Source organism: Streptomyces sp. NPDC042259, from assembly GCF_055582085.1.
In genome coordinates this window covers 178,931-204,583 of sequence record NZ_JBVJDW010000005.1, presented here as the reverse complement: position 1 = coordinate 204,583, position 25,653 = coordinate 178,931, and the positions used below count along the sequence as shown (strand labels likewise).

Here is a 25,653-nt window from a genome sequence, read left to right as displayed (position 1 = left end):
GGCGCTTGAGGACGCGCCCGCAGGGCGCCTCGCCGCCGCAACAGGCTGTCAGCCGGAGATCCGCCGGCCATAACCGCCCCGCAGCGCCACCGCGCCCACCGCGGCGAGGGCCAGCACGGCGGCTCCGCCGAAGGCGGCGACGTGCATGCCGTGGGTGAAGGCCTCGCGGGCGATGGTCATGACCGTCTCACCCGCCCGGCCCGGCAGCCCGGCCGCCGCGCCCGCCGCCCCGCCGAGCGTCTCGCGGGCCGCTTCCATCGCCCCGTGCGGCACGTCGGCGGGCAGGGAGCCGGTCATGTCGCGGCGGTAGACGGCGACGCCGACGCTGCCGAAGACCGCCATGCCGAGCGCACCGCCGAACTCCTGCCCTGTCTCCAGCAGTGAGGCGGCCGAACCGGCCTTCTCCGTCGGGGCGGTGGCCAGCGCCATGTCGGAGACCACGGCCATGACCGTCACGATGCCGCAGCCGATGACGCCGGCGCCGATCAGCGTGGTCCACAGCGAGTCGGTACCGGCCAGGGTCAGCACGGCGTAGCCCAGGGCGGCGACGACGAACCCGGCGGCGATGACGTACGCCTTGTCGACCTTCTGCGCGACCACCGTCGCGACGGGTGCGGTGACACCGACCGCGAGGGACGGCACGACGCTCCACAGCGCGGCCTCCATGGGGCCCTTGCCGAGCACGGACTGCAGGTACTGGGTGGTGAAGTAGACCGACCCCATCATGCCGAAGGCCGCGGCCGTGTTGAGCGCGATACCCGTCCCGAAGGCGCGGTGGCGGAACAGCTCACGACTGATCATCGCGGACCGCAGGGTGCGCTGGCGCCGGACGAACAGCCAGCCGACGACCAGCCCCGCGGCGACGCACAGCGCCCTCGGCGCGTCGAGCCCGTCGGCGGCGATCTCCTTGAGCCCGTAGGTCACCGGAAGCACGGCGGCCATCGACAGCGGCACGCTCAGCAGGTCGAACCGGCCGGGATCCGGGTCCTTGTGCTCCGGCACGAGGAACGGCACGAGCACCAGCAGCAGCATCATCGCCGGGACGTTGATCAGGAAGACCGAGCCCCACCAGAAGTGCTCCAGCAGCACACCGCCCAGCACCGACCCGAGCGCGATCCCGCCAGCCATCGCCCCGGACCAGATGCCGATGGCCTTGGTGCGCTGGGCGTCGTCGTGGAACAGGTTCCGCACCAGCGCCATGGTGCTCGGCATCAAGGTGGCCCCGCCGATCCCGAGCACGGCACGCGCCGCGATCAGCATCTCCGCGCTCTGCGCGTACGCGGCCGCCACCGAGGCCACTCCGAAGGCCGCCGCCCCGTACATCAGCAGTCGGCGCCGGCCGATCCGGTCGCCCAGCGACCCCATCGTGATCAGCAGCCCGGCGAGGGCGAAGGCGTAGACATCGAAGATCCACAGCTGCTGGGTGGCGGTGGCGTCGAGCGACTCGCTGATGGAGGGGACCGCGAAGAAAAGGACGGAGGCGTCCATCGAGACCAGGAGGAGCGGCAGCAGGAGGACGACGAAAGCCGTCCATTCCCTGCGCCCGGCGCGTGTGCTGGGGTTCGTCATGCCGCGAATATACAAGTGTCTTAAACGCTTGTCTATGACGCTCGTATAAGACGATCGTCTGGTACGGGCGTATGGGGCGGCGTAGGGTTCCGGCATGGGACATCGCGAAGATCTGCTCGAAGGCGCGAAGCGCTGCCTGCTCGAGAAGGGCTGGGTGCGCACCACCGCGCGCGACATCGTCGCCGCCTCCGGCGCCAACCTCGCCTCCATCGGCTACCACTACGGCTCCAAGGACGCGCTGATGATGGCGGCGTTCGTGAAGGTGACCGAGGAGTGGGGTGACGAGGTCGGCCGCTCGCTGGCCGCCGCCGAGGACTCGCCCCGCGGATCGCGGGGCGAGCATCTCGCGACGGTGCTCGACGCGCTGCTCGCCGGGTTCGCGACGAACCGGCCCTTCTGGGCCGCGCAGCTCGAAGTGATCGGGCAGCTGGAGGGCAATCCCGACCTCAAGCGGAGGTTCGCCGAGGTGCTGCCCAGTGGCCGCGAGGGCATGGTCGCCATGTTCGAGGGCGTCGAGGACACGGAGGTCCCCGCGGAGGCGACCCGGACCGCGGGTGCCTTCTATCACGCCTTGTTCACCGGCCTGTTCGTGCAGTGGCTCATGGACCCCTCGTCCGCGCCGACCGGTGCCGAGCTGGTCGAGGGCATGCGCAGGGTGATGGCCGGCACGGCCCTGAGCGGTGAACCGGTGCCGGAGTCCTGAGGGGCGCACCGGTGCCCGAGGGGCGCGGGGGACTTGTTGGCGGTTGAACGGAAATATGGCCCGAACCGTATGCAGTCCGGGCAGTCCGGCCACCGTCATGGGTAGGACCCGGGTAGGGAATGACAAGTCGTCAGTCCCGAACCGGGAGGTCGACCGTGAACCGGAGCCACACCAGCAGCGATGTCGTTGTCGACGACGGCACCACCGACGCCGACGGCGGCGTGGAGCAAGCCCCCGCCCCCGCTTTCCCCCGTGCCCGCACCTGCCCCTACCAGCCCCCCGCCGACCACCAGGCCCTCGCCGCGCGCGGCCCCCTGTCACGGGTGACCTTGTACGACGGCCGTGAGGTGTGGCTGGTGACCGGGCACGCCGAGGGGCGGGCCCTGCTCACCGACCAGAGGCTCTCCTCGGACCGGCAGAATCCGGCCTTTCCGGTGTTCGCGCCCCGCGCCGAGGGGCAGGGCGAGGCACCCGCCCCGCTCATCGGCTTCGACGACCCCGAGCACGCCCGGCAGCGCCGCATGCTCATTCCCAGCTTCGGACTGAAGCGCGTCGCCGCCATGCGTCCGCAGATCCAGCGGATCGCGGACCAGCTCATCGACGCGATGCTCGCGGGCGGAACGGAGGCGGAGCTGGTCTCCGCGTACGCCCTGCCCCTGCCGTCCATGGTCATCTGTTCACTGCTGGGCGCCCCCTATGAGGAGCACGAACTCTTCGAATCCCTGTCGCGGGGCTTGCTGATCGCGGAGACGGCGGCCGAAGCGCGGGAGACGCGACGGGAGTTCGAGGCCTACCTCGAAGGGCTCATCGCCCGCAAGGAAAGGGATCCGGGCGACGGGCTGCTCGACGAACTCATCGCCGACCGGTTCGCGGAGGGCCAGATGGACCGCCGCGAGCTGGTCATGACGGCCATGGTCACGCTCGTCGCCGGGCACGAGACCACGGCCAACATGATCTCCCTCGGCCTGTACACCCTGCACGAACACCCCGAGCAGCTCGCCGCGTTGCGCGCCGATCCGGCACTGATGCCGGGCGCGGTCGAGGAGCTGCTGCGCTATCTGTCCATCGCCGACTTCATGGTGCGGGTCGCCACCTCGGACATCGAAATCGCCGGTGAGACGGTACGGGCGGGCGAGGGCGTCGTCCTCGGTGTCTCGCTGATCAACCGGGACGCGGGCGTCTACGAGCGGCCCGAGGTGCTCGACGTCCGGCGCTCGGCCCGGCATCACGTCGCGTTCGGCTTCGGCATCCACCAGTGCCTGGGGCAGAACCTGGCCCGCGCCGAACTGGAAATCGCCCTCACCACCCTTTTGCGCCGCATCCCCACCCTGCGGATCACCGTTGCCCGTGACGAGGTGCGCATCAAGCCCGCGACCACCCTGCAGGGGCTGTTCAGCCTGCCGGTGGCGTGGTGACGAGCGCGACCCCCGGGGCCGGCGGAGGCCGGCCGCAGCCGGCCGGGGCCCGAAGCGGCATGGAAGGAACGGAGCCCGTCATGAGGATCGCCATCGACACGGACACCTGCATCGGGAGCGGCCAGTGCGCCCTCACCGCGCCCGGTGTCTTCACCCAGGACGACGACGGATTCGGCGCCGTCCTGCCGGGCCGGGAGGACGGCGCCGGGGAACCGCTCGTGCGGGAGGCGGCGCGGGCCTGCCCCGTACAGGCGATCACGACCGGGCAGGACTGACGGCACACCGGAGCACCGACCCGGCCCCCGGCCACCCACGGGGCCACGTCCGGGGCCCGCGATTCCTTGTGCGGTCGCGGGCCCTTGACCAGCGGTGGCGACGGTCGGCGGGGCTTTCGGAAGGGTCCGGGCCGCCCGACCCGTAAGGAATATCCCGCTTATACGACGAGCTGCCCTTATGGGTGTAGTTCTGTACCGCTTCTGTATGTCGGCGCCATTTCACGCTGTCATATTTCTGCCAGCTCACCCGGCACTCATCGCACTTACGCGGGAAGGCAGGAAGATGGGCAGATTCGCATACGCGACCACGGCGTCGGCTCTCGCGCTGACGGTCTCGGGGTTGCTCGGCGCCACCGGCACGGCACACGCCGAAGCGGGGCAGGACAACATCGGAATGTACAAGCAGGAGAAGACCCAGTGGTGCTGGGTCGCCTCCGGCCTGACGATCGCCAAGTTCCAGGGCTACGGCAGCACGCAGACGGACTTCTGCACCCGGGCCCAGCCCGCCTACGGGTGCAACAACCAGCCCGCCACCCTCGACGACATGGCCAGGGGCTGGGGCAGCCTCGGGCTGACCCACACCGGCTCGGGCCTGAGCAGCGCGGCCTCGTTCAACCAGATCTACACCGACGTCAAAGCGGCCCGCCCCATCGGCGCGCGCATCGGGTGGACCTCCGGCGGTGGCCACATGAACGTCGTCTACGGCTTCGACACGTCGAACAACACCATCGCCGTGGCCGACCCCTGGCCGGACACCGCCACCTACACGTGGTGGAACTACAACGACTACGTGAGCAACAGCTCGTCCAAGTGGACCCACTCCCGCGTCGGCATCTCCCGCTAAGGCAGGCGACATGCGCGAAACAAGAACGTCCAGCGGCCGGGCGGCCTCCCGCCTCGCCCGCCTGACCACCGTCCTGGTACTGGGCGCCTCCGCACTGCTGCCCGTCGTCGGCCCCGCCCAGGCGGCCCCGGCCAAGGACCCCCTCCCGGCGGACATCCCGGACTACCAGGCCGCCCTCGACCTGGTGAAGTCGACCGCCGTCCGCAACGCCGTCTGCCGTTTCCTCAGCGTCCCGGTGCCCCAGGGCGACGGGGGCGGGACGGTACAGCCGCTCCCCGACAAGGCCAACCCCTGCGAGGGCATGCCGGCGTTCACCGTCAAGGACCCGCTGGCCCTGAACGAGATCACCCCGGGCTTCGTCGCGGGGACGTCCCAGCCGATCGCCACCGAGGCGGTCAAGCTGAGCTATCTGGTCTCCGCGCTCAGCGCCTCGGTCAACGGGCGGAACGCCACCGTCATGCTCGCCCCCACCCAGGGCGGCGGCTGGCATCTGGCGGGCGTGCGCGACGGTGACAGCGACGCCACGTACGCCGGCAAGGCCGCGCTGGGAACCCTGGTGTTCACCGAGCCGCAGATCCGCGGCTGGTACCAGCTGAAGCTCACCACGGTCGAGCCGCTCAACGACCAGGCACGGCAGGGCCTGGGCGGCCAGTCGTCGGTCTCGCTGAGCGACTACCAGAAGCTGGTCAAGGCCCGGTACGCGGACAAGCTGCCCGGCTCGGAGTACGACACCAAGGGCATGTCCAGCGGTTACGGCACCGCGAAGAAGACGCGGGACGCCGCGCCTTCGGCACCGGTACTCGTCGGCGGTTCGGGCGCGGCGCTCGTGCTCGCGGGCGGCGCGCTCGTACTGCGACGCCGTCGGCGCACCGCCACTGGCTGACCCCGGTCCCCTTCGCCCCGGCCCCCGGCACTCCGCCGGGCGCCGGGGCGAAGCCGTGCCCGGTCACCGGTGTCACAGCCGGGACGCCTTGAGCGACATGTGCAGCAGCAGCCGGTCCTCGCCCTCGTCCAGGTCGAGGCCGGTCAGCTGCTCCACGCGCGCGAGGCGGTAGTAGAGGGTCTGGCGGTGGATGCCGAGGGCGGCGGCCGCCCGGCCCGCCTGGCCCGCGGAGTCGAGGAAGGTCTCCGCCGTGCGGGCCAGCTCGGTGTGCGCGGGCTCCAGCAGACGCAGCACCGCCGGATCCGCCGCGCGGTCGGCCGGCAGCGCCGTCAGCGCCCGGTACGCGCCGAGCGCCTCCCACTCCGCCACCGGCCCCAGCCGCCGCCCCGATCCGGCCGCGGCACCCGCCGCGCGGGCCGCGGCCAACGCCTCCGCCCAGGCCGTGGGCAGCTCGGCCAGGCCCCGGCGCGGGGTGCCGATCCCCGCCGCCGCGGCCGGGGCGGTGCCGGCCGCGCGCGGCGAGCGCAGCAGCCGCTCGGCCGCCGTGCGGGCCGGCGCGGGGGTGGTGACGGCACGCAGCCGGACCAGGGCGGCCAGCGCCGCCGAGCCGTCGGGCAGACAGTCCGGGACCGCGCAGAGCGCGGCGACCCCCGACTGCGCGGCGAGCAGCGAACCGGGGCCCGCGTCCGGCTGCGCCGTCGGCCGGTCCGGCTCGTCGGCGGCGGAGCCGGGTTCGCCCACCGGGTGCCACGGGGCCACCGCGACGAGTGCCAGCGGGCCGTCCGCCGCCGCGCCGAGCGCCTCCCGCAGGGCGCCGCGCGCCGCGTCCCGCCCGGCGGGGCGGGCCGTCAGCAGCTCCCGCAGCAGCTCGCCCAGCTCGGCCCCGGCCCTGGCCTCGGCGGCCAGCAGCGCCCCGATCCGGTCGGCGGTCTCCATGGCGTGCGCGAGCCGGGGGTCCGCGTACGGCAGGCTGAGATCGAGCCCCGCCAGCTGCTCGTCGTCCAGCAGCCAGACATAGCCGTGCACCACCCCCCGGTGGCGCACGGGCAGACAGACGCGCCCCTTGAACACCCCGGCCGCCGGGTCCGGCGGAATCCGCAGCGGCGACTGCGCCCGGGCGATGCCGAACGCCTCGAACCACGCCCGGACCGCCGCCGTCGACCGGCGCTGCAGGATGGAGCGGGTACGGACCGGGTCCATCATCAGGTCGAGATCGTCGTCACCGCCGTGGGCGCCGAACGCGATCAGCCCGAAGTCACGGTCCTCAAGCGTCGCGGGCGCGCCGAGCGCCGCCGAGATGTCGTCCACGAGCTGCTGATAGTCGCCCCGCATGCCGTGCTCCGCTCCTTTCCTCGGGTATTCCCCATGCCCCCTTCCCCATTGTCATACATATGTCTGAGATCCCGGCCACGGATGCGTGACAGCTGTCGATGGCCGCACGGTGGCGTGAACTCTACGTTTCACGTTGAGTTACTTCTGCCGACTCCCCACGTGGGGGCGGCCGTCCTTGTGGAGGTGCCCGTGCTGGCTCCCGTGATTCTCGCCGCTTCGCGCAGCGACAAGATGCGCCGTTTCGTGTCGGCCGCCCCGGGCACCAAGCAGGTCGTGGACCGGTTCATCGCCGGCGAGACCGTCGACCAGGTCATCCCGATCGTGCAGGACGCCGCGGCCAAGGGCCTCGAGGTCACCCTGGACGTGGTCGGCGAGGACATCACCACGGTCGAGCAGTCGCACGCCGCCCGTGACGCCTACCTGGCGCTGGTCGGCCGCCTGAAGACGCTCGGCCTCGGCACCAAGGCCGAGATGTCGGTCAAGCTCTCCATGTTCGGCCAGGCCCTGGAAGGCGGCCACGAGCTGGCGCTCGCCAACGTCCGCCCGGTCGTCGAGGCCGCCGCCGCCATCGGCACCACGGTCACGCTGGACGCCGAGGACCACACCACCCTCGACTCGATGTTCGCCATCCACGAGGAGCTGCGGAAGGACTTCCCGCAGACCGGCTGTGTGATCCAGGCCTACCTCTTCCGCACCGAGGACGACGCCCGCCGGCTCGCCGCGGCCGGCAGCCGGGTGCGTATCGTGAAGGGTGCGTACAAGGAGCCCGCCTCCGTCGCGTACCAGGACAAGGCCGAGATCGACAAGGCGTTCGTCCGTATCGTCAAGGTCCTCATGCAGGGCGAGGGCTACCCGATGATCGGGTCGCACGATCCGCGTCTGATCGCCATCTCGCAGGAGCTGGCCCGGCAGGCGGGGCGCAAACTGGATGAGTACGAGTTCCAGATGCTGTACGGCATCCGCAGCGACGAGCACGTCCGGCTGGCCGCCGAGGGCCACCGGATGCGGGTGTACACGGCCTACGGCACCGACTGGTACGGCTACTTCATGCGGCGCCTCGCCGAGAAGCCCGCGAACCTGCTGTTCTTCGCCCGTTCCATCCTCACCACGGGCTGACCCCCCGACCCCCCGTAAGAGCCCCGAAGGAGACACGGAACTCATGGACGCCGTCACCCAGGTCCCCGCGCCGGTCAACGAGCCGGTGCACAGCTACGCCCCCGGTTCCCCGGAGCGTGCCCGCCTCGAGGCCAAGCTCAAGGAGCTGGCCGGCAACCCCGTCGACCTGCCGATGACCATCAACGGCGAGAAGCGGATGGGCGGCGGCGAGCCGTTCCAGGTCGTACAGCCGCACAACCACGCGGCCGTCATCGGCACCTTCAACAACGCCACCACCCAGGACGCCCAGGACGCGGTCGACGCCGCCCTGGCCGCCGCCCCGGCGTGGCGCGCGATGTCCTTCGACGACCGCGCGGCGATCATCCTGCGCGCCGCCGAGCTGCTGGCCGGCCCCTGGCGCGAGACGCTGGCCGCCTCCACCATGCTGGGCCAGTCGAAGACCGCCCAGCAGGCGGAGATCGACACCCCCTGTGAGCTGGTCGACTTCTGGCGTTTCAACGTGCACTTCGCGCGCCAGATCCTCGCCGAGCAGCCGGTCGCCAACTCCGCCGGCGTGTGGAACCGCAGCGACCACCGCCCCCTCGAGGGCTTCGTCTACGCGATCACGCCGTTCAACTTCACCGCCATCGCGGGCAACCTGCCGACCGCACCGGCCCTGATGGGCAACGTGGTCGTCTGGAAGCCGTCCCCCACCCAGACCCACTCCGCCGTGCTGCTGATGCAGCTCCTGGAGGAGGCGGGCCTGCCCAAGGGCGTCATCAACCTGGTGACCGGTGACGGCCTCGCCGTCTCCGAGGTGGCCCTGAACCACCCCGAGCTGGCCGGCATCCACTTCACCGGCTCGACCAAGACCTTCCAGTACCTGTGGAAGACGGTCGGCAACAACATCGAGAAGTACAAGTCCTACCCGCGTCTGGTCGGCGAGACCGGCGGCAAGGACTTCGTCGTCGCGCACCCGAGCGCCGACCCGGCGATCCTGAAGACCGCGCTGACCCGCGGCTCCTTCGAGTTCCAGGGTCAGAAGTGCTCGGCCTCCTCCCGCGCCTACATCCCGCGTTCCCTCTGGGACAACGGCTTCAAGGAGCAGTTCGCGGCCGAGGTCGACGGCATCGCCATGGGTGACGTCACCGACCTGTCGAACTTCATCGGCGCCGTCATCGACGACCGCTCGTTCGCCAAGAACAAGGCCGCGATCGACCGTGCCAAGTCAGACCCGACCTGCACGATCGTCGCGGGCGGCACGTACGACGACTCGGTCGGCTACTTCGTCCGCCCGACGGTCATCGAGTGCACGGACCCGGAGAACGAGGTCTTCACGACCGAGTACTTCGGCCCGATCCTCGCCGTCCACGTCTACGAGGACGCCGACTTCGACGCGATGCTGGCCCAGATGGAGTCCGTCTCGGCGTACGCCCTGACCGGCTCGATCATCGCCCAGGACCGTTACGCGGCGGCCGACGCGATGGAGAAGCTCCGCTTCGCCGCGGGCAACTTCTACATCAACGACAAGTCGACCGGTGCCGTCGTCGGCCAGCAGCCCTTCGGTGGCGGCCGCGCGTCCGGCACCAACGACAAGGCCGGTGCCGCGTCCAACCTGATGCGCTGGACCTCGACCCGCTCCATCAAGGAGACGCTGGTCCCGCCGACCGAGTACGGCTACCCGCACATGGGCTGATCCGCCCGGTGACCGACGACGCCCCCGCCCGGCTCCCCAGCCGGGCGGGGGCGTCGCCGTTCGCGGCCGCGTCTTGACGCGGCGTGTCCCCGGCCCCCCACGGCGGGCCGCCGGACCGGCCGTGGGGGAGTGCCGCGGTGGTGCTACAGCCCGCCGCAGTACGGGGGAATGATGTTGGCGTGGGCCACGTAACCGCGGGTGCCCTTGGGCAGCCCGCCCCTGCTCTTGGCCTTCAGCTGGACGTAGTCCCACTTGCCCGACTTGCCGAGGATCCGGATCGGGTCCTTGAAGTACAGCTGGCCCTTGACGGCGCTCGACGCGCTCGCCTTGGCGCGCAGCCGGGTGCCGTCGGTGTAGATGACCGCGTTGTCCTCGTTGCACGGCTTGGCGGCCGCCGCGCGCTGTGGTGCCGCCGTGGCCGCCTGGGCCGGGGCGGCCAGAGCGGCCCCGCCGATCAGCGCGACCGTGGTGAGCGCGAGGGATATTCGACGCACGGGCATGTCCTCCGGTGGGTGGAACGGTAAGTGAAGATCACGGCTGACGCCGCGGCGATCACCTTAAACGCCGCCGGGTCGTGCGCGTATGGCGGTTTTGTCACGCCCCTGTCACGGCGGCGGCCGTCACAGCGCCACCGTCATCGCGAGCGGCAGCGCCAACAGCAGAGGACCGGACCGGCCGAGCAGGCCGCCGGAACCCGGCAGCGGGCCGCCCGCCTCGCGCGCTCCCGCCTCACGGACGACCGCGGAGCACAGCAGGTCCCCGACCACGCAGCCGCACAGCACCGCGGCCCACAGCGTGACCGTGAACCCGCCGACCGCGCTCAGGCCGACGGCCACGCCCATGCCCCCGGTGAGCACCCCCGCCCAGGTCCGGCCGGGGCGGAGCCCGGACAGCGGCCGGGCGAGCCCGCCGCCCCATCCGGCCGGCAGGGCCCCTCCGGCCCGGGCCGCCACGTCACCGAAGGCGACGGCCACGGTGACGGCGATCGCCGTGCCCTCCAGCACCACCAGCCCGGTCAGCGTCACCGGGATCCACAACAGCCCGAAGACGGTGCGTGCCGCCCGCTCACCGGCCCGCGCCCGGTCCCCGGACAGCACCGCCGCCAGCACGCACGCGACCAGGACGAACACCGGGAACCGCAGAGCGGACGCGAAGGTGTGCGGCAGCGCGTGGGCCACCCCCGCCAGCGGCGGCAGCAGCACGGCCGCGACACCCAGCACCACGCGCTCGCCCCCGCCCAGACGCATCAGCCGCGCGTACTCGGCGACCGCGACCAGCCCCAGCACGGCGGGCAGCAGCACGCGCCCCGGCGAGTCCACCGGGTACCACGCGGCGCCGAACAACAGCGCCACCACGACCGAGGTGCCCCAACCGCGGCGCAGCGCGCGCCGGGCCGTGACGCGCGCGGGGAGGGCCGCCACGGCCACACCCCCGACGGCCAACGCCGCGGCGACGACGGGCAGGGCGCGCCCGTACGCCTCCTTGTTCTCCAACAGAGCGCTCATCGTGCCTCGTCGGGCGCGAGGAGGGTGAGCCGGGCCGGGGCCCAGGGTCCGGGTACGTACTGGCCGTTCATGGGCCCTACTGTCGCCGACCCGGTTCCGCGCCGAGCGGGCGGGGAGCCCCGCCGTGCACCCCGCCGCCGTCTCAGATAGTAGGAAGACCGACTAAATCCGCAGACAGCGCGGCGTCGCTGACCTAGCGTGGAAGAAGCCGAACGTCCCGCTCCATCGAGCGAAGGCGGTTGCGGCCCGGTGCGTCGGCGCAGGTGACCCCTGCCGTACGCGGGCCCCCGCACTCCTTCCGGCATTCATCCGCACTTCTCGGGGCTTCCATCAAGAGGAGACGTGACTTCATGGCCGAGACCGCCGTCCGCGAGCCCGCCGCCCGCAGGACCCGCCGCGCCACACCCACCACCGACAACACCGCCCGCACCACCGACCGCGCCAACGCCGCCGCCGCCCTCCAGCGAGCCCTCGACCGCCGCGACAACGGCGGCGCGACGGGCCACTGAGCGCTACGCCGGACGGGCTGCTGTGTGGTGTCCTCAAGCGCCGGACGGGCTGGTTGGCTGGACTGGCCGCTGTCTGCAGGCCTGCGGGCTGGCGGCTGAGGCCGGCCACATCAAGCCCGTCCGGCGATTGAGGACGCGCCCGCAGGGCGCTGAGCCGCCGCAGGCGGCCAGGACGGCCGGCAGCCGAAGAACCGCCGGAACCACCGCTGCGCGGCGGTGTCCTCAAGCGCCGGACGGGCTGGTTGGCTGGGCTCAGCCCCATCAGGCCCGCCGACCGCCGCAGGCGGCACCGCGCCCGTCGGCAGACACCCCGCCGGGCAGGGGCCCTATCCCTGCCCGGCCCCGTGGGAAACCGTGAAGTGATCCACCCGCGCCCCGCTTTCCGCCAGTGCCGTCACCCGCAGCCGCGGCCGGCGGCCCGGTTCGGACTCGACGGCCAGGAAGGAGAAGCCGGTGTAGCGCACCCGTGACCACTCCACCGTCTCCGGGCTCTTCACCCGGCCCTTCTCCCAGTGGTAGCTGGCGACACCGTCGAGGTCCTTCACATGGCCCTCGTAGCTGTCCGGCACGGGGAAGTCGTACAGCGCCTTGCCCGCCCCGCCCGCGGTGACGTACACGATGCCGTCGCGCGTCGAGTCGACACTCCCGCCGATCGGGACCTTCTTCCCCACCCGCTTGCCCCGGATCGCGTCGGTCCGTTCGTAGACGTGGTTGTGGCCGTTGACGACCAGATCCACCCGGTGCTTCTCGAACAGCGGCAGCCACGCGTCGCGCACCCCGCCGTCCGACGCGTGTGCCTTCGTCGTCGAGAACGCGCAGTGGTGGAAGAAGACGACGAGGAAGTCGATGCCGCGCTGCCCGCGCAGCTCCCGCAGCCGCCGGTCCAGCCACGCGGTCTGTCTGCCGCCGCTGTAGCCGGTGTTGGCGGCGATCTCGTACGAGACGTCGTTGGCGTCCAGCGCGACGACGCCCACGTTCCCGTAGGTGAAGGAGTAGACCCCCGGTGCGTGGCGCGCGTCGAAGCCGTTGTCCGGCAGGGTCCAGCGGGCGCGCTGTCCGCCGTAGCCGTTGGGGGAGTACCAGGCCTCCATGTCGTGGTTGCCGGTGGTCACCATCCACGGCACGCGTGCCGCCACCGACTCGGTCTGCGCGAGGAACTGGTCCCACACCCGGGCGTCGTAGACGTCCGTCGGCTTGCCCGCGCCGCTGTTGTCGGCGTAGCAGATGTCGCCCGCGTGGAGATGGAAGGCCGGGTTCTGGCCGAGGATCAGCTGGTCGTTGGCGAGCGCGTCGTAGCTGACGCCCTGGTCGCCGAAGGCGGTGAAGACGAAGCTCTCCGCCCGCTCCGGGGCGGTGCGGAAGGTTCCGACGGTCGCGAAGTGGCGCGGGTCGGCGGGGTCGTGGCCCGCGTGGCCGACACCGTAGTAGTAGGTCGTGCCGGGGCGCAGCCCGTCCAGCGCGGCGTGCAGATAGAACTGGTCGACGGCCGGGAGCTTGGCGCTGAGCGCGGGCGTGTGCAGAGCGCGCACCTCCGCCTCGACGCGCGAGCCGAGGTCCCACGGCTGGAGGCCCACCCGGACGAAGGGGCCCTTGACCGCCAACGGCACCTGCCAGGAGATCCGCATCTGCGTCTTCGGATCGGCGCCGAAGGCGAGATGGCGGCCGAAGGGAGCCACCAGCGCGCCGTCCACCCGGGCTGCCGCCGGCGCGCCGACCAGGGTGGGCCCGGTCCCCGCGTACGCGCTCGCCCCACCGAGGACGCCCACCCCGGCGACCGTGCCGGCCGTGGCGGCACCGGCGCGCAGCAGCCCGCGCCGGGTCAGCTTCGCCCGCAGGTACTCGTGCTGCTCGGCCATGGTCATCCGGACGGCGAGGTGATCGGGGATGCCTACCCGTGGTGTCTCCATGCTCGAAAACGTCCCAGGAACGAGCGGCATCGTCCCGAACTTGGGGTGAACATGACCTGACCGGACCTGAGTGTCCCCCCGTCCGTCCGCATTGTGGACAATGTGTGTCAGCCACCGGGACGGCGGAGTACGGTCCCCGTATGTCTCGCACCATGCGCCTCGCAGTGATCCCCGGTGACGGTATCGGCCAGGAAGTCGTGGCCCAGGGCCTCAAGGTCCTCAGGTCCGTCCTTCCTTCGGACATGAAGCTGGAGACCCGTGAGTACGATCTCGGCGCCCGGCGCTGGCACGCGACCGGCGAGACGCTGACGGACGCCGAGCTGGCTTCCCTCAAGGAGCACGACGCGATCCTGCTCGGCGCGGTCGGCGACCCCTCCGTACCGTCCGGCGTGCTCGAGCGCGGGCTGCTGCTCAAGCTGCGTTTCGCCTTCGACCACTACGTCAATCTGCGCCCGTCGAAGCTCTTCCCCAACACGGACACCCCGCTGGCCGTGCGCGACGAGCAGCGGGGCGCCATCGACTTCGTCGTCGTCCGCGAGGGTACCGAGGGCCCCTACGTGGGCAATGGCGGCAGCCTGCGCACCGGCACCCCCGACGAGGTCGCCACCGAGGTCAGCCTCAACACGGCCCTGGGCGTGGAGCGCGTGGTGCGCGACGCGTACGAGCGGGCCCAGGCCCGGCCGCGCAAGAAGCTGACCCTCGTCCACAAGAACAACGTCCTCGTCTACGCGGGCCACCTGTGGAAGAACGTCTTCGACCGGGTCGGCCGGGAATATCCCGAGGTCACCACCGACTATCTGCATGTCGACGCCGCGACGATCTTCTTCGTCACCCAGCCCGAGCGCTTCGACGTGATCGTCACCGACAACCTCTTCGGTGACATCCTCACCGACCTGGCCGCCGCGATCACCGGTGGCATCGGGCTGGCCGCCTCCGGGAACATCAACCCGACCGGCGCCTTCCCGTCGATGTTCGAGCCGGTCCACGGCTCCGCGCCCGACATCGCCGGCACCGGCAAGGCCGACCCCACGGCCGCCGTCCTCTCCGTCGCGCTCCTGCTGCGCCACCTCGGCCACGAGACGGAGGCGGCCCGCGTCGAGGCCGCCGTCGCCGACGATCTCGCCGCACGCGACGGCGCCCCCCGTACGACCGACGAGATCGGCGACGCACTCGCCGCACGAGTATCCGGCTGACCCGGCCGCCCCGGATCCGGCGCCCCTCCCCGACGGCAGTGCCGCGCACGCGGAGCACCGCTGTATGAGATGGGTCGCTGTGCTACCGCGCGGTTGGGTGCGACCATCCATCCAGGGCCGCGCACAGTTTTTTCGTCCACGGCCCCACGTCGAGCGATAATCGAACGTGGGGCCGCGGTATGAGGGGAAGCTCGGACGTCCTCGAGCCGATCGGGACGGAATAGCGCGGTCCGCCACACACCAAGGTGAAGGACACGCATTCATGACGACGCCCACGATCGAGCTCAAGCCCTCCTCGCACCCGCTGTCCGACGCGGAGCGCGAGAAGATCCTGGCCGCCCCCGGTTTCGGCAGGCACTTCACCGACCACATGGTCACCATCAAGTGGACCGAGGGCCGTGGCTGGCACGACGGACAGCTCGTGCCGTACGCGCCGCTGTCGATCGACCCGGCCAACATGACCCTGCACTACGCGCAGGAGATCTTCGAGGGCCTGAAGGCCTACCGCCGCCCCGACGGCTCGGTCGCCACCTTCCGCCCCGAGGCCAACGCCGAGCGCTTCCAGAAGTCCGCCCGCCGCCTGGCCATGCCGGAGCTGCCCGTCGAGACCTTCATCGAGGCCTGTGACCTGCTGGTCCAGCAGGACAAGCAGTGGGTGCCCGCGCACGGCGGCGAGGAGTCCCTCTACCTGCGCCCGTTCATGATCGCGACCGAGGTCGGCCTCGGCGTGCGGCCCGCCAACGAGTACCTCTTCATCGTCATCGCCTCGCCTGCCGGCGCGTACTTCCCCGGCGGCGTGAAGCCGGTCTCCGTCTGGCTCTCGGAGAACTACGTCCGCGCCGTGCCCGGCGGCATGGGCTTCGCCAAGACCGGCGGCAACTACGCGGCCTCCCTGCTCGCCCAGGCCGAGGCGGCCGAGAAGGGCTGCGACCAGGTCGTCTGGCTCGACGCCCTGGAGCACCGCTGGGTCGAGGAAATGGGCGGCATGAATCTGTACTTCGTGTACGGGGCCGAGGCCAACGAGAACCCCCGGATCGTCACCCCCGAACTCACCGGCTCGCTCCTCGCCGGCGTCACCCGTGACTCCCTGCTGAAGCTCGCCAAGGACCTCGGCTACGAGTCCGAGGAAGGCCGCGTCTCCACCGCCGACTGGAAGCGCGACACCGAGAACGGCACGCTCACCGAGGTGTTCGCCTGCGGCACGGCCGCGGTCATCACCCCGGTCGGCTCCGTGAAGTCCGCGGGCGCCGAGTGGACCCAGGGCGACGGGCAGCCGGGCGAGGTCACGATGAAGCTGCGCGAGGCGCTGCTCGACATCCAGACCGGCAAGGCCGAGGACACCCGCGGCTGGATGCACCCGCTGGGCTGAACCCCCTTCCGTCACCGCCGAGGCCGTCCCGACACCGAGCGCCGGGGCGGCCTCGTCCGTATGCGGCGGCCGTACGCGGCCGGGACGTTCGCGCCGGCCGTACGGGCGGGGCCGTGAACGCAACGCACGCAAGTTGGCATGATCGTTGCCACCGGGCCCCTTGCCCGACACGTGTCGCTCCGCCACCGTGATCGACCATGGGACGACAGCACTGGAAGAAGATCTGGGTCGGCTCGGCCGGCAACATGGTCGAATGGTTCGACTGGTTCGTATACGCCAGCTTCGCCACCTACTTCGCGGGCGCCTTCTTCCCCTCGGGGGACGACACGGCGAAGCTCATGAACACCGCGGGCCTCTTCGCCGTCGGCTTCTTCATGCGCCCCCTGGGTGGCTGGCTGCTCGGCCGCGTCGGTGACCGGCGCGGCCGCAAGTCCGCGCTCACCTTGACCGTCACCTTGATGTCGGCCTCCGCCGTGCTGATCGCCGTCGCGCCCACCTACGCGGTCGCGGGCTACGGCGGCGCGGCCGTCCTGCTGGTCGCCCGCCTGCTCCAGGGCCTCTCGGTCGGCGGCGAGTACGCGGCCAGCGCCACCTACCTCACCGAGGCGTCCGCGCCCGGCCGCCGCGGCTTCGCCTCCAGCTTCCAGTACGTGTCCATGACCGCGGGCCAGCTCGTCGGCCTCGCGCTGCAGATTCTCCTGCAGCACACCCTCTCCGACAGCGCCCTGCACAGCTGGGGCTGGCGCATCCCCTTCGTCGTGGGCGCGGTGGGCGCGGCCGTCATCTTCTATCTGCGGCGCAACATGCTGGAGACGGACGTGTACGAGGAGTCGGGCGACACCTCGCACGAGGAACGCGGCACGATCAAGGCACTGCTGCGGCACAAGCGCGAGGCGTTCCTCGTCGTCGCGCTGACCATGGGCGGCACGGTCGCGTACTACACGTACACGACCTACCTCACCAAGTACCTCTCCAACAGCGCGGGCCTGTCCAAGCAGACGGCGACCCTCGTCAGCTTCTGCGCCCTCTTCGTCTTCATGTGCCTCCAGCCCCTCGCGGGCGCCCTCTCGGACCGCATCGGCCGCCGCCCGCTGCTCGTCACCTTCGCCGTGGGCTCCACCTTTCTGACCGTGCCGATCATGACGCTGCTCGGGCACGCGGGTTCCTTCTGGCCGGCCCTGGGCCTGGCCCTGCTGGCGCTGATCGTCGTCACCGGCTACACCTCCATCAACGCCTGCGTGAAGGCGGAGCTGTTCCCCACGGGCGTGCGGTCCTTGGGCGTCGCCCTGCCCTACGCCATCGCCAACGCGCTCTTCGGGGGGACGGCGGAATACGTGGCGCTGTGGTTCAAGAAGGGCGGCATGGAATCGGGCTACTACTGGTACGTGGCGGGCTGCGCGGCCGTCTCGCTGGTCGTCTACCTGAGCATGCGCGAGACGCGGGACATCGACCTGAAGAACGTGGGCGCCACGGGTGCCGTGATCCCGGCCCGCGCGGCGACCGACGACACGCCCGACCCGGCGAAGCCGAGCCCGGCACCCTCCAGCCCGCCGTGTGTCTGACGACGTCGTAAGCCCGCACGAGCCCGCGGAAATCGAGCCCGCCCGGCGTTTGAGGGCGACACCGACCGGCGTGTGAGGAAGCCGGCCGGACCGCTGGAGGCCACCGCATCCACATCGTGAGACCCGGCAGCGCCGATACGAGACACCGTGCCAGGATGGCGCCATGCTCTCGTTCGCCATGATTATTGGCAGCAGGCGCGCCGGTCCGCAGTGACCGCCTCGTACCACCCCGTACGACGCGGACACCGTCGTCCCAGACCCGCGCGCAGACCTCTCGCACCCGCGAGAGGTCTTTTCGTTTCCCGGCCCACCACGCCGGAGGCGTACCGCGCGGGATCATAGGGGGACGGTGGAACCGGTCATTCCGGTAGACCGAGATCCCGACAGGAGTCAGAGCAGCATGACGGACGCACCCGAGGACGGCCTTCCCGCCGAGGACGGCCCCCAGGTCGAGGACGGCCGGCGGATCGACGACGGCTTCCACGTCTTCGACACGACACTGCGCGACGGCGCGCAGCGCGAGGGCATCAGCCTCACCGTCGCGGACAAGCTGACCATCGCCCGGTACCTGGACGACTTCGGCGTCGGCTTCATCGAGGGCGGCTGGCCCGGCGCCAACCCCCGTGACACCGAGTTCTTCCAGCGGGCCGCCACCGAGATCGACTTCCGGCACGCGCAGCTCGTCGCGTTCGGCGCCACGCGCAAGGCGGGGGTCCGGGCCGAGGCCGACCCGCAGGTCGCCGCACTGGTCGATTCCGGAGCCCCGGTCGTCACCCTGGTGGCCAAGTCCCACGACCGGCACGTCGAACTCGCCCTGCGCACCACGCTGGACGAGAACCTCGCGATGGTGCGGGACACCGTCTCCTATCTGCGGGCGCGGGGCCGCCGTGTCTTCGTCGACTGCGAGCACTTCTTCGACGGCTACGAAGCCAACCCCGGCTACGCGACGCGGGTCGTGCGGACCGCGCACGAGGCCGGCGCCGATGTGGTCGTGCTCTGCGACACCAACGGCGGCATGCTCCCCGCCCAGGTCCACGCGGTCGTGGCGGCCGTGCTCACCGAGACCGGCGCCCGGCTCGGCATCCATGCCCAGGACGACACCGGCTGCGCGGTGGCCAATACGCTCGCCGCCGTGGACGCCGGCGCCACACATGTGCAGTGCACCGCCAACGGCTACGGCGAGCGGGTCGGCAACTCCAACCTCTTCCCCGTGGTCGCGGCCTTGGAGATCAAGTACGACCGGCGGGTCCTTCCAGCGGGGAAGCTGGCGGAGATGACACGCATCTCGCACGCCATCGCCGAGGTCGTCAACCTCACGCCCTCCACGCACCAGCCCTATGTGGGGGTCTCCGCCTTCGCCCACAAGGCGGGGCTGCACGCGTCGGCGATCAAGGTCGACCCCGATCTGTACCAGCACATCGACCCGGAGCGGGTCGGCAACACCATGCGGATGCTCGTCTCCGACATGGCCGGACGGGCATCCATCGAGCTCAAGGGCAAGGAGCTGGGCATCGATCTCGGCGACGACCGCGCCCTGGTCGCGCGGGTCGTCGAGCGGGTCAAGGAGCGCGAACTCGCCGGCTACACCTACGAGGCCGCCGACGCCTCCTTCGAACTGCTGCTGCGCGCGGAGGTCGAGGGCAGATCCCGCCGCTACTACCGCGTGGAGTCCTGGCGCGCGATCGTCGAGGACCGCCCCGACGGTACGCACGCCAATGAGGCGACCGTGAAGCTGTGGGCCAAGGGCGAGCGCATCGTCGCCACGGCGGAGGGCAACGGCCCGGTCAACGCCCTCGACCGCGCGCTGCGCGGCGCCCTGGAGCGCATCTATCCGCAGTTGGCCGGGCTGAAGCTGACGGACTACAAGGTCCGCATCCTGGAGGGCAGCCTGGGCACGGGTTCGATCACCCGGGTCCTGGTCTCCACGAGCGACGAGCGCGGCGAGTGGTCCACGGTCGGCGTCGCGGAGAACGTCATCGCCGCGTCCTGGCAGGCACTCGACGACGCCTACGCCTATGGCCTGCGGCGCGCGGGGGTCGAGCCGCAGGAGTAGCCCCGGGGCGCGGGGTTGGCGCCGTGCGCGCGGCCGCCCGCCGCCTCGGCGCCGCCCGTCAACCGTAGTGGGCCGCCAGCCCGCCGCCGAGCAGGTCGTAAGCCAGCTCGGCGGCCGCGTGCGCCTCGGGCAGCGCCCGCTCGGCGGTGCGGCCGTCCGCGATCCTGCGCCAGTTCGCCTCGGCGAGACGCCGGTGGAGGGTGATGATCTGCGCGGCCGCGAGTTCGGCGGCGAACCGTGCCGTCGCCGTGCCGTCGTCGGCGGTCTCGTGGAGCGCCTCGGTCAGCTCCTCCTCGTCCCGCCCGGTGTAGCGCACCAATCGGGCCAGCAGACTGGGCGTGGTGTAGAGCATGTCGTTGAACGCCCGTATCCGGGCGTCGTCGTTGAGACCCGTGATCGGGTCGTGGGCGTCGAGCCGCGCGTGGAAGTGGGCGCGCAGGGCCGCCAGCGGCGACTGGCCCGCGGCCCGGTCGCGCACGACGCGGGCGGCCTCGCCCTGGTGATCGGCGATCCGGTACAGGGCCAGATCCTCCTTGGCGGGGAAATAGCGGAAGAGGGTCGGCTTGGACACCTCCACCGCGGCCGCCACGTCCGCGACCGACACCTGATCGAAGCCGCGCTCCAGAAAAAGCTCGATCGCCGTGCTGGACAGCGCCTCTCGCGTGCGCTGTTTCTTTCGTTCCCGCAGTCCGGTCGCCTCGTTCACACAGCCACCCTACCAGATTCTCGTTACCGGGGAAGTTTCGTTACCGGGTTGCGTTTTCCGCTCCGGGGGTCTTTCATGGAGACACCGAACGACGGAGGGACACCGCATGACATCCACCGTGCTGATCGTGGGCGCCGGGCCGACCGGGCTGACTCTCGCGTGCACGATCGCGCGGGCCGGAGTGCCGGTCCGCATCATCGACAAGTCCCCGGCGTTTCACCGCACTTCGCGCGCCAAGGGGCCCAATCAGCGCAGCCGCGAGGTGTTCGCGGATCTCGGCGTGGCGGCGGAGTTCGACGCGGCGGGGATCGAGCGCATGGTGCTGCGCAAGTACCGGGGAGGGGTGCCGCTGGCCGACACCGAGATCTTCGCGGGAGCGGCCCCGACGCCCGGCGCGCCGTACGGGAAGGGCCTGGGCATTCCGCAGTGGCGCACCGAGGAGATCCTCCGCGCCAAGCTCGCCGAGTACGGCACCGAGGTCGAACTCGGCTGCGAGCTGGCCACGTTGACGCAGGACGAAGAGAAGGTGACCGTCGGATTGGTGGACGGGCGCGAGATCGAGGCGTCCTATGTCGTGGGGTGCGACGGCGGGCGCGGCATCATGCGCAAGGCGCTCGGCGTGTCCTTCGAGGGGGAGTCCGAGGCCGAGGAATGCATGGTCATCGGGGACGTGGAGGCCGACGGCCTGGACCGCGCCTACTGGCACCAGTGGTTCGACGAGGACGGCGCGATCATGCTCTGGCCCGTTCCGGGCACCGATTCCTGGCAGCTTCAGGGGACACCCGAGCGCGATGCCGAGGGTCGCTTGGTGGCGCCTTCGCTGGAGACCTTCCAGCGCCTCTTCGACCGGCACGCGCGGATGCCCGGGGTGCGGCTCGCCAACCCCACGTGGATCTCGACCTATCGCATCAACGTACGGATGGCCGAGCGCTTCAGGGCCGGCCGGGCCTTCCTCGCGGGTGACGCGGCACATGTGCAGCCGATAGCGGGGGGCCTCGGGATGAACACCGGCATCCAGGACGCCTTCAACCTCGGCTGGAAGCTCGCGCTCGTCGCCAAGGGGCAGGCGGGGGAAGGGTTGTTGGACACGTACGAGGAGGAGCGGCTCCCCGTCGCGGCCTGGACGCTCCGGACGACCGACGAGCGGATGCGGGCGGTGCGGGTGGCCGTCAAGGAAGCGGGTGTCGGCACGGAGGTGGTCATCGACGACGCCGTCACCACGCTGGGCGTGGGCTACCGCTGGAGTTCACTGGCGTGTGGAGGGGAGACGGCGGGCGACCGGGCGCCGGACGCGCCCTGCGTGGACGCGGTCACCGGCCGGCCGGTGCGGCTCTTCGACGTCTTCGCGGGACCGCGTTTCACCCTGCTGGGCTTCGGCGAGGACAGCGCCAAGGCGCTGGCGGAAGGGGCGGGGGAGTGCGGTGACCTCGTCCGTACCTGCCTCGTGGACGCGGGGCCCGGCGAGGGGCTCGCGGATCCCGGGGGGCATGCCCGCACGGCGTACGGGGTGGCGGAAGGGGAGGGGAGTCTGGTGCTCGTGCGGCCCGACAACCACATAGCGCTGACCGCGGCCGCGGACCGAGGCGCCGACGTCATCGACTGTCTGCGGCGCCTCGGTCGCTGACCCGCACGGGATCAGGCCTGGGCGGCGGTCTTGACGGCGGAGATGTCGAAGGTCAGCTTCACCTTGTCGCTGACCATCACGCCACCCGTCTCCAGGGCCGCGTTCCAGGTCAGGCCCCAGTCGGAGCGCAGGATGTCGGCGCTGCCCTCGAAGCCGACGCGCTCGCTGCCGTAGACGTCGGTGGCCGAGCCGTTGAACTCCAGATCGATGGCGAGCGGGCGGGTGACGTCCTTGATGGTGAGGTCGCCGGTGATCCGGTAGCGGTCGCCCCCGAGCTGCTCGGCGGTGGTGGAGCGGAAGGTCATCAGGGGGAACGCGGCGGCGTCGAAGAAGTCCTCGCCGCGCAGATGGGCGTCGCGGTCCTTGATGCCGGTGTCCACGCTCTCGATCTTGACATCGATGAGTGCGGTGGAGCGGGACGGGTCGGTGCCGTCGAGGTGGAGATGGCCCTCGTACTCGGCGAAGGTGCCCTTCACGTTGGTCACCATGGCGTGCCGCACGGTGAAACCGATGCCGCTGTGGGCCGGGTCGATGACGTAATCGCCGGTGAGAGCCGCCAGCGCGGGGTCCACGTCGAGTACGGCGGTGGCGCCGGAGGCGGCTGCGGCGGGGGCGGTGCTGCTCTTGCGGCTGAAGATTCCCATGACGTGCTCCCTGGGGGTTCGATGTGGTTGAAGGTTCAACAAGAACGACCGTAGCGCGATCTGGTTCAAGTTTCAACATTTATGTCACGGGCTCTTCGCGATTCTTCGCGAAGGCCCGTGGGGGAGGGGATCCGGCTATGGCCGAGTCGGGGGTATTGCCGCACGTTCACGGGCCATGCCACGGTGTGGCCCCGGTACCGCCCGCACCCCGTGCCCCGGGAGGACCCGCCGTGCCGTCAGCCTCACGCTGGACCCGTCGTGACTTCCTCGCCGCCTCCGCCGTGACCGCCCTCGGCCTCACCCTCCCCGCCCCGGCGGCCGCGCGCGACGAGGGAACGGCCGCGATCGGCGCGGAAGCGGACGCGGCCGACGAGTTCCGGACGCTGCGGGAGAGATGGCGCGCCCTCATGCTTGGTACCGGATTCGACGCCTCGGCCGAGCCCTACGCCTCGGCCCTGCGCCGCACCGGCGACCTCGCCCGTGCCCACCGGGCGAGCATGCGGCCCGGTCCCACCTCGCTCTGGCCCGACGCGCCCTTCGACCCGCCCGCCGGCATTACCCAGAGCTACGCGCGGCTGCACACCATGGCCCAGGCCTACGCCCAGCCCGGCACCGGCGGCACCGATGACGCCGGGCTCGCCGCCGACGTCCTCGCCGGGCTCGACCACCTCCACGACCGGATCTACCACCCCGGCACCACCCGCTACGGCAACTGGTGGGAATGGCAGATCGGCAGCCCCCGGCTGCTCCTGGACACCCTCACCCTCCTCCACGACCGCGTCGAACCCGCCCGGCGCGCGGGGCAACTCGCCGCCGTCGACCACTTCGTCCCCGACACGATGCTCGGCGCCTACACCGGCACCAGCACCGGCGCCAACCGCGTCGACCTGTGCCGCGTGGTGGCCGTGCGCGGCATCCTGGGCGCGGTCCCCGCCAAGGTCGCCCTCGCCCGCGACGCCCTCTCGCCGGTCTTCCCCTATGTCACCAAGGGCGACGGGCTCTACGCCGACGGCTCCTTCATCCAGCACACCTCGGTCGCCTACTCCGGCACCTACGGACAGGTGCTGCTCGACGGGCTGGGGCGGCTCTTCTTCCTGCTCCGCGGGTCGAGTTGGGAGATCACCGACCCTCGCCGGCAGATCATCCACGACAGCGTCGAGCGAGCCTACGCCCCCCTGCTGCACAACGGCCTGATGATGGACAGCGTCTCCGGACGTGCCATCAGCCGAGGAATACAGACGACCGACCCCCGGCGGCTGCCCCAGAGCGACCACCAGAGAGGCCACGCGCTCATCGCCGCCATCGCGCTGCTGTCCGCCAGTGCGAACGCGACGGAACGGGACCGCTGGCACGCCCTGGTCAAAGGCTGGATCGCCCGCGACACCACCAGCCCCGTACGCACCGACCCCCAGTTCGGTGTCGCCGACCTGGCCCGGATCGCCGCCGTCGACGACGGCCCCGCACCGGCCGCCCCCGAGCCCGTCGGACACCGGCTCTTCGCCGCCATGGACCGGGCCGTCCACCGGCGCCCCGGCTGGACCGCGAACATCGCCATGGCCTCCGACCGCGTCAGCCACTACGAGAACGGCAACGGTGAGAACCCACGCGGCTGGCACACCGGCGCCGGAATGCTCTACTGGTGGCACACCCCCCACTCGGACAGTCAGTACACGGACGGTTTCTGGCCCACCGTCGACCCGTACCGGCTGCCCGGCACCACCGTCTCCAGCAAGCCCCTCGCCGACAACGAGGGCGGCGGCTGGGGCGAGCCCAAGCCCGCTGTGCGCTGGGTGGGCGGCGTCACCGACGGCGAGTTCGCCGCCGTCGGCCAGCACCTCAAGGGGCTGGGCTCCACCCTGGAGGCCAGGAAGTCCTGGTTCTGCGTCGCCGACTCCCTCATCTGCCTCGGCGCGGGGATCACCGCGCACGACGGCGTCCCCGTCGAAACGGTCGTCGACAACCGCAACCTCGGTGCCACCGGCGCCCCACGGCTCACCGTCGACGGCGCACCCCAGCCCCACGACGACGACTGGTCGCGGTCCTACGCCCGCGCCCACTGGGCCCACCTCGAAGGGCACGGCGGCTATCTCTTTCCCGGCGGAACCCCGCTCACCGCGCTGCGCCGGCCACGCACCGGCTCCTGGCGGGACATCAACACCGGTGGCAGCCCCGACCGGATCACCCGCCGCTACCTCACCCTCCTGCGCCCCCATGGCACCGACCCCGCCGACTCCTCGTACGTCTACGTCCTCATGCCCGGAGCCACCCTCCCGGAACTCACCGCCCACGCCCGAGACCCCGGCCGGCTCACCGTCCTCGCCAACTCCCGGGACTGCCAGGCCGTCCATGTGCCCCCGCAGGGACTCACCGCGGCCAATTTCTGGTCACCGGGCACGGCCGGTACGCTCTGCGTCACGGCCCCCGCGGCGGTGCTCGTCCGCCGGCGGGGCCGCACCGCGACCCTCCACCTCGCCGATCCGCTGCGGGCCGGCACCCCGATCGACCTCCGGTGGAACCGGCCGGTGCGCCGGGTCACCGCGCACGACGCCTCGGTCCGCGTGCTCGCCACGGGAGAAGCGCTGCGGTTGCGCTTCCAGCCGGGAACGGCATGCGCGGCCCACGCCTGCGAGGTGGCCCTCGGATGAGCCCCCGCCGTCAAGACGCTCGGCCTACGGCTCGTGACGTGGAGATTTGTGGGATACCCACAGCCCCAGGAGCCCCTGAGGGGTGTGGTGAAGTGATAAAGCCCGCGTGCGTTTCTGTGCCGCC

General features: G+C 71.4%; 21 protein-coding genes. 14 read left to right on the top strand and 7 right to left on the bottom strand.

Translation table 11 applies throughout. The annotated features are described in order from the left end of the window. Positions 1–48 precede the first annotated feature (48 nt). Entirely contained in the window at positions 49–1,569 is a 1,521-nt protein-coding gene (locus tag ACZ6MA_RS16490) for an MFS transporter (RefSeq protein WP_469434347.1), read from the bottom strand. A 94-nt stretch (positions 1,570–1,663) separates the two neighbouring features. On the opposite strand from ACZ6MA_RS16490, the gene ACZ6MA_RS16485 reads away from it, so the two are divergent. The 5 genes from ACZ6MA_RS16485 (at position 1,664) to ACZ6MA_RS16465 (ending at position 5,689) form a co-directional block, all read left to right on the top strand. After that, the gene (locus tag ACZ6MA_RS16485) at positions 1,664–2,272 is read left to right on the top strand and encodes a TetR/AcrR family transcriptional regulator (protein WP_469434346.1); all 609 of its coding nucleotides are present in this window, start codon (positions 1,664–1,666) and stop codon (positions 2,270–2,272) included. A gap of 155 nt (positions 2,273–2,427) precedes the next feature. Beyond that, positions 2,428–3,687 (top strand): cytochrome P450, encoded by a 1,260-nt coding sequence (locus ACZ6MA_RS16480; RefSeq protein WP_469434345.1) that lies wholly within the window; start codon positions 2,428–2,430, stop codon positions 3,685–3,687. 80 nt (positions 3,688–3,767) lie between these two features. Then, a complete protein-coding gene (locus ACZ6MA_RS16475; protein WP_469434343.1) occupies positions 3,768–3,962 on the top strand; it encodes a ferredoxin in 195 nt (64 codons plus the stop codon). A gap of 283 nt (positions 3,963–4,245) precedes the next feature. Beyond that, positions 4,246–4,806: a papain-like cysteine protease family protein gene (locus ACZ6MA_RS16470; protein WP_469434342.1), complete on the top strand. Its 561-nt coding sequence runs from the start codon at positions 4,246–4,248 to the stop codon at positions 4,804–4,806. Between the two features lie 10 nt (positions 4,807–4,816). Continuing rightward, positions 4,817–5,689 (top strand): hypothetical protein, encoded by an 873-nt coding sequence (locus ACZ6MA_RS16465; RefSeq protein WP_469434341.1) that lies wholly within the window; start codon positions 4,817–4,819, stop codon positions 5,687–5,689. Between the two features lie 72 nt (positions 5,690–5,761). On the opposite strand, the gene ACZ6MA_RS16460 is transcribed toward ACZ6MA_RS16465, so the two are convergent. Next, complete coding sequence (locus tag ACZ6MA_RS16460) at positions 5,762–7,021, bottom strand: helix-turn-helix domain-containing protein (protein WP_469434340.1); 1,260 nt, start codon at positions 7,019–7,021, stop codon at positions 5,762–5,764. A 189-nt stretch (positions 7,022–7,210) separates the two neighbouring features. On the opposite strand from ACZ6MA_RS16460, the gene ACZ6MA_RS16455 reads away from it, so the two are divergent. Further along, entirely contained in the window at positions 7,211–8,137 is a 927-nt protein-coding gene (locus tag ACZ6MA_RS16455) for a proline dehydrogenase family protein (RefSeq protein WP_469434338.1), read from the top strand. A gap of 43 nt (positions 8,138–8,180) precedes the next feature. After that, positions 8,181–9,812: an L-glutamate gamma-semialdehyde dehydrogenase gene (gene pruA, locus ACZ6MA_RS16450; protein WP_469434337.1), complete on the top strand. Its 1,632-nt coding sequence runs from the start codon at positions 8,181–8,183 to the stop codon at positions 9,810–9,812. A 143-nt stretch (positions 9,813–9,955) separates the two neighbouring features. On the opposite strand, the gene ACZ6MA_RS16445 is transcribed toward pruA, so the two are convergent. Together ACZ6MA_RS16445 and ACZ6MA_RS16440 are read right to left on the bottom strand one after the other, a co-directional pair. Next, positions 9,956–10,306, bottom strand: a complete 351-nt coding sequence (locus ACZ6MA_RS16445) for an SH3 domain-containing protein (RefSeq protein ID WP_469434336.1) — start codon at positions 10,304–10,306, stop codon at positions 9,956–9,958. A gap of 126 nt (positions 10,307–10,432) precedes the next feature. Continuing rightward, positions 10,433–11,317: a phosphatidate cytidylyltransferase gene (locus tag ACZ6MA_RS16440; protein ID WP_469434334.1), complete on the bottom strand. Its 885-nt coding sequence runs from the start codon at positions 11,315–11,317 to the stop codon at positions 10,433–10,435. 350 nt (positions 11,318–11,667) lie between these two features. Between ACZ6MA_RS16440 and ACZ6MA_RS16435 the strand changes: the two genes are divergently transcribed. After that, positions 11,668–11,826, top strand: coding sequence for a hypothetical protein (locus tag ACZ6MA_RS16435; RefSeq protein ID WP_469434333.1), 159 nt, complete (start codon positions 11,668–11,670; stop codon positions 11,824–11,826). A 326-nt stretch (positions 11,827–12,152) separates the two neighbouring features. Here ACZ6MA_RS16435 and ACZ6MA_RS16430 read toward each other — a convergent pair whose 3' ends face one another. Continuing rightward, positions 12,153–13,733, bottom strand: a complete 1,581-nt coding sequence (locus ACZ6MA_RS16430; RefSeq protein WP_469434332.1) for a purple acid phosphatase family protein — start codon at positions 13,731–13,733, stop codon at positions 12,153–12,155. 140 nt (positions 13,734–13,873) lie between these two features. On the opposite strand from ACZ6MA_RS16430, the gene ACZ6MA_RS16425 reads away from it, so the two are divergent. From ACZ6MA_RS16425 to cimA, 4 genes are all read left to right on the top strand, one after another. Beyond that, positions 13,874–14,926 carry a 3-isopropylmalate dehydrogenase gene (locus ACZ6MA_RS16425; RefSeq protein WP_469434330.1) on the top strand — a complete coding sequence of 351 codons (1,053 nt, stop codon included), beginning with the start codon at positions 13,874–13,876 and terminating at the stop codon, positions 14,924–14,926. A 262-nt stretch (positions 14,927–15,188) separates the two neighbouring features. Further along, positions 15,189–16,295 (top strand): branched-chain amino acid aminotransferase, encoded by a 1,107-nt coding sequence (locus tag ACZ6MA_RS16420; protein WP_469434329.1) that lies wholly within the window; start codon positions 15,189–15,191, stop codon positions 16,293–16,295. A gap of 197 nt (positions 16,296–16,492) precedes the next feature. Then, a complete protein-coding gene (locus tag ACZ6MA_RS16415; RefSeq protein WP_469434328.1) occupies positions 16,493–17,857 on the top strand; it encodes an MFS transporter in 1,365 nt (454 codons plus the stop codon). A gap of 400 nt (positions 17,858–18,257) precedes the next feature. After that, a complete protein-coding gene (gene cimA, locus ACZ6MA_RS16410) occupies positions 18,258–19,910 on the top strand; it encodes a citramalate synthase (RefSeq protein WP_469434326.1) in 1,653 nt (550 codons plus the stop codon). Positions 19,911–19,968: 58 nt separating this feature from the next. Here cimA and ACZ6MA_RS16405 read toward each other — a convergent pair whose 3' ends face one another. Further along, the gene (locus ACZ6MA_RS16405) at positions 19,969–20,616 is read right to left on the bottom strand and encodes a TetR/AcrR family transcriptional regulator (protein WP_469434325.1); all 648 of its coding nucleotides are present in this window, start codon (positions 20,614–20,616) and stop codon (positions 19,969–19,971) included. 106 nt (positions 20,617–20,722) lie between these two features. On the opposite strand from ACZ6MA_RS16405, the gene ACZ6MA_RS16400 reads away from it, so the two are divergent. Beyond that, complete coding sequence (locus tag ACZ6MA_RS16400) at positions 20,723–22,240, top strand: FAD-dependent monooxygenase (protein ID WP_469434324.1); 1,518 nt, start codon at positions 20,723–20,725, stop codon at positions 22,238–22,240. An 11-nt stretch (positions 22,241–22,251) separates the two neighbouring features. Here the strand turns inward: ACZ6MA_RS16400 and ACZ6MA_RS16395 are convergent, their stop codons facing one another. After that, positions 22,252–22,884, bottom strand: coding sequence for a YceI family protein (locus ACZ6MA_RS16395; protein ID WP_469434322.1), 633 nt, complete (start codon positions 22,882–22,884; stop codon positions 22,252–22,254). 230 nt (positions 22,885–23,114) lie between these two features. On the opposite strand from ACZ6MA_RS16395, the gene ACZ6MA_RS16390 reads away from it, so the two are divergent. Next, the gene (locus ACZ6MA_RS16390; protein ID WP_469434321.1) at positions 23,115–25,529 is read left to right on the top strand and encodes a polysaccharide lyase 8 family protein; all 2,415 of its coding nucleotides are present in this window, start codon (positions 23,115–23,117) and stop codon (positions 25,527–25,529) included. Positions 25,530–25,653: the final 124 nt, after the last annotated feature.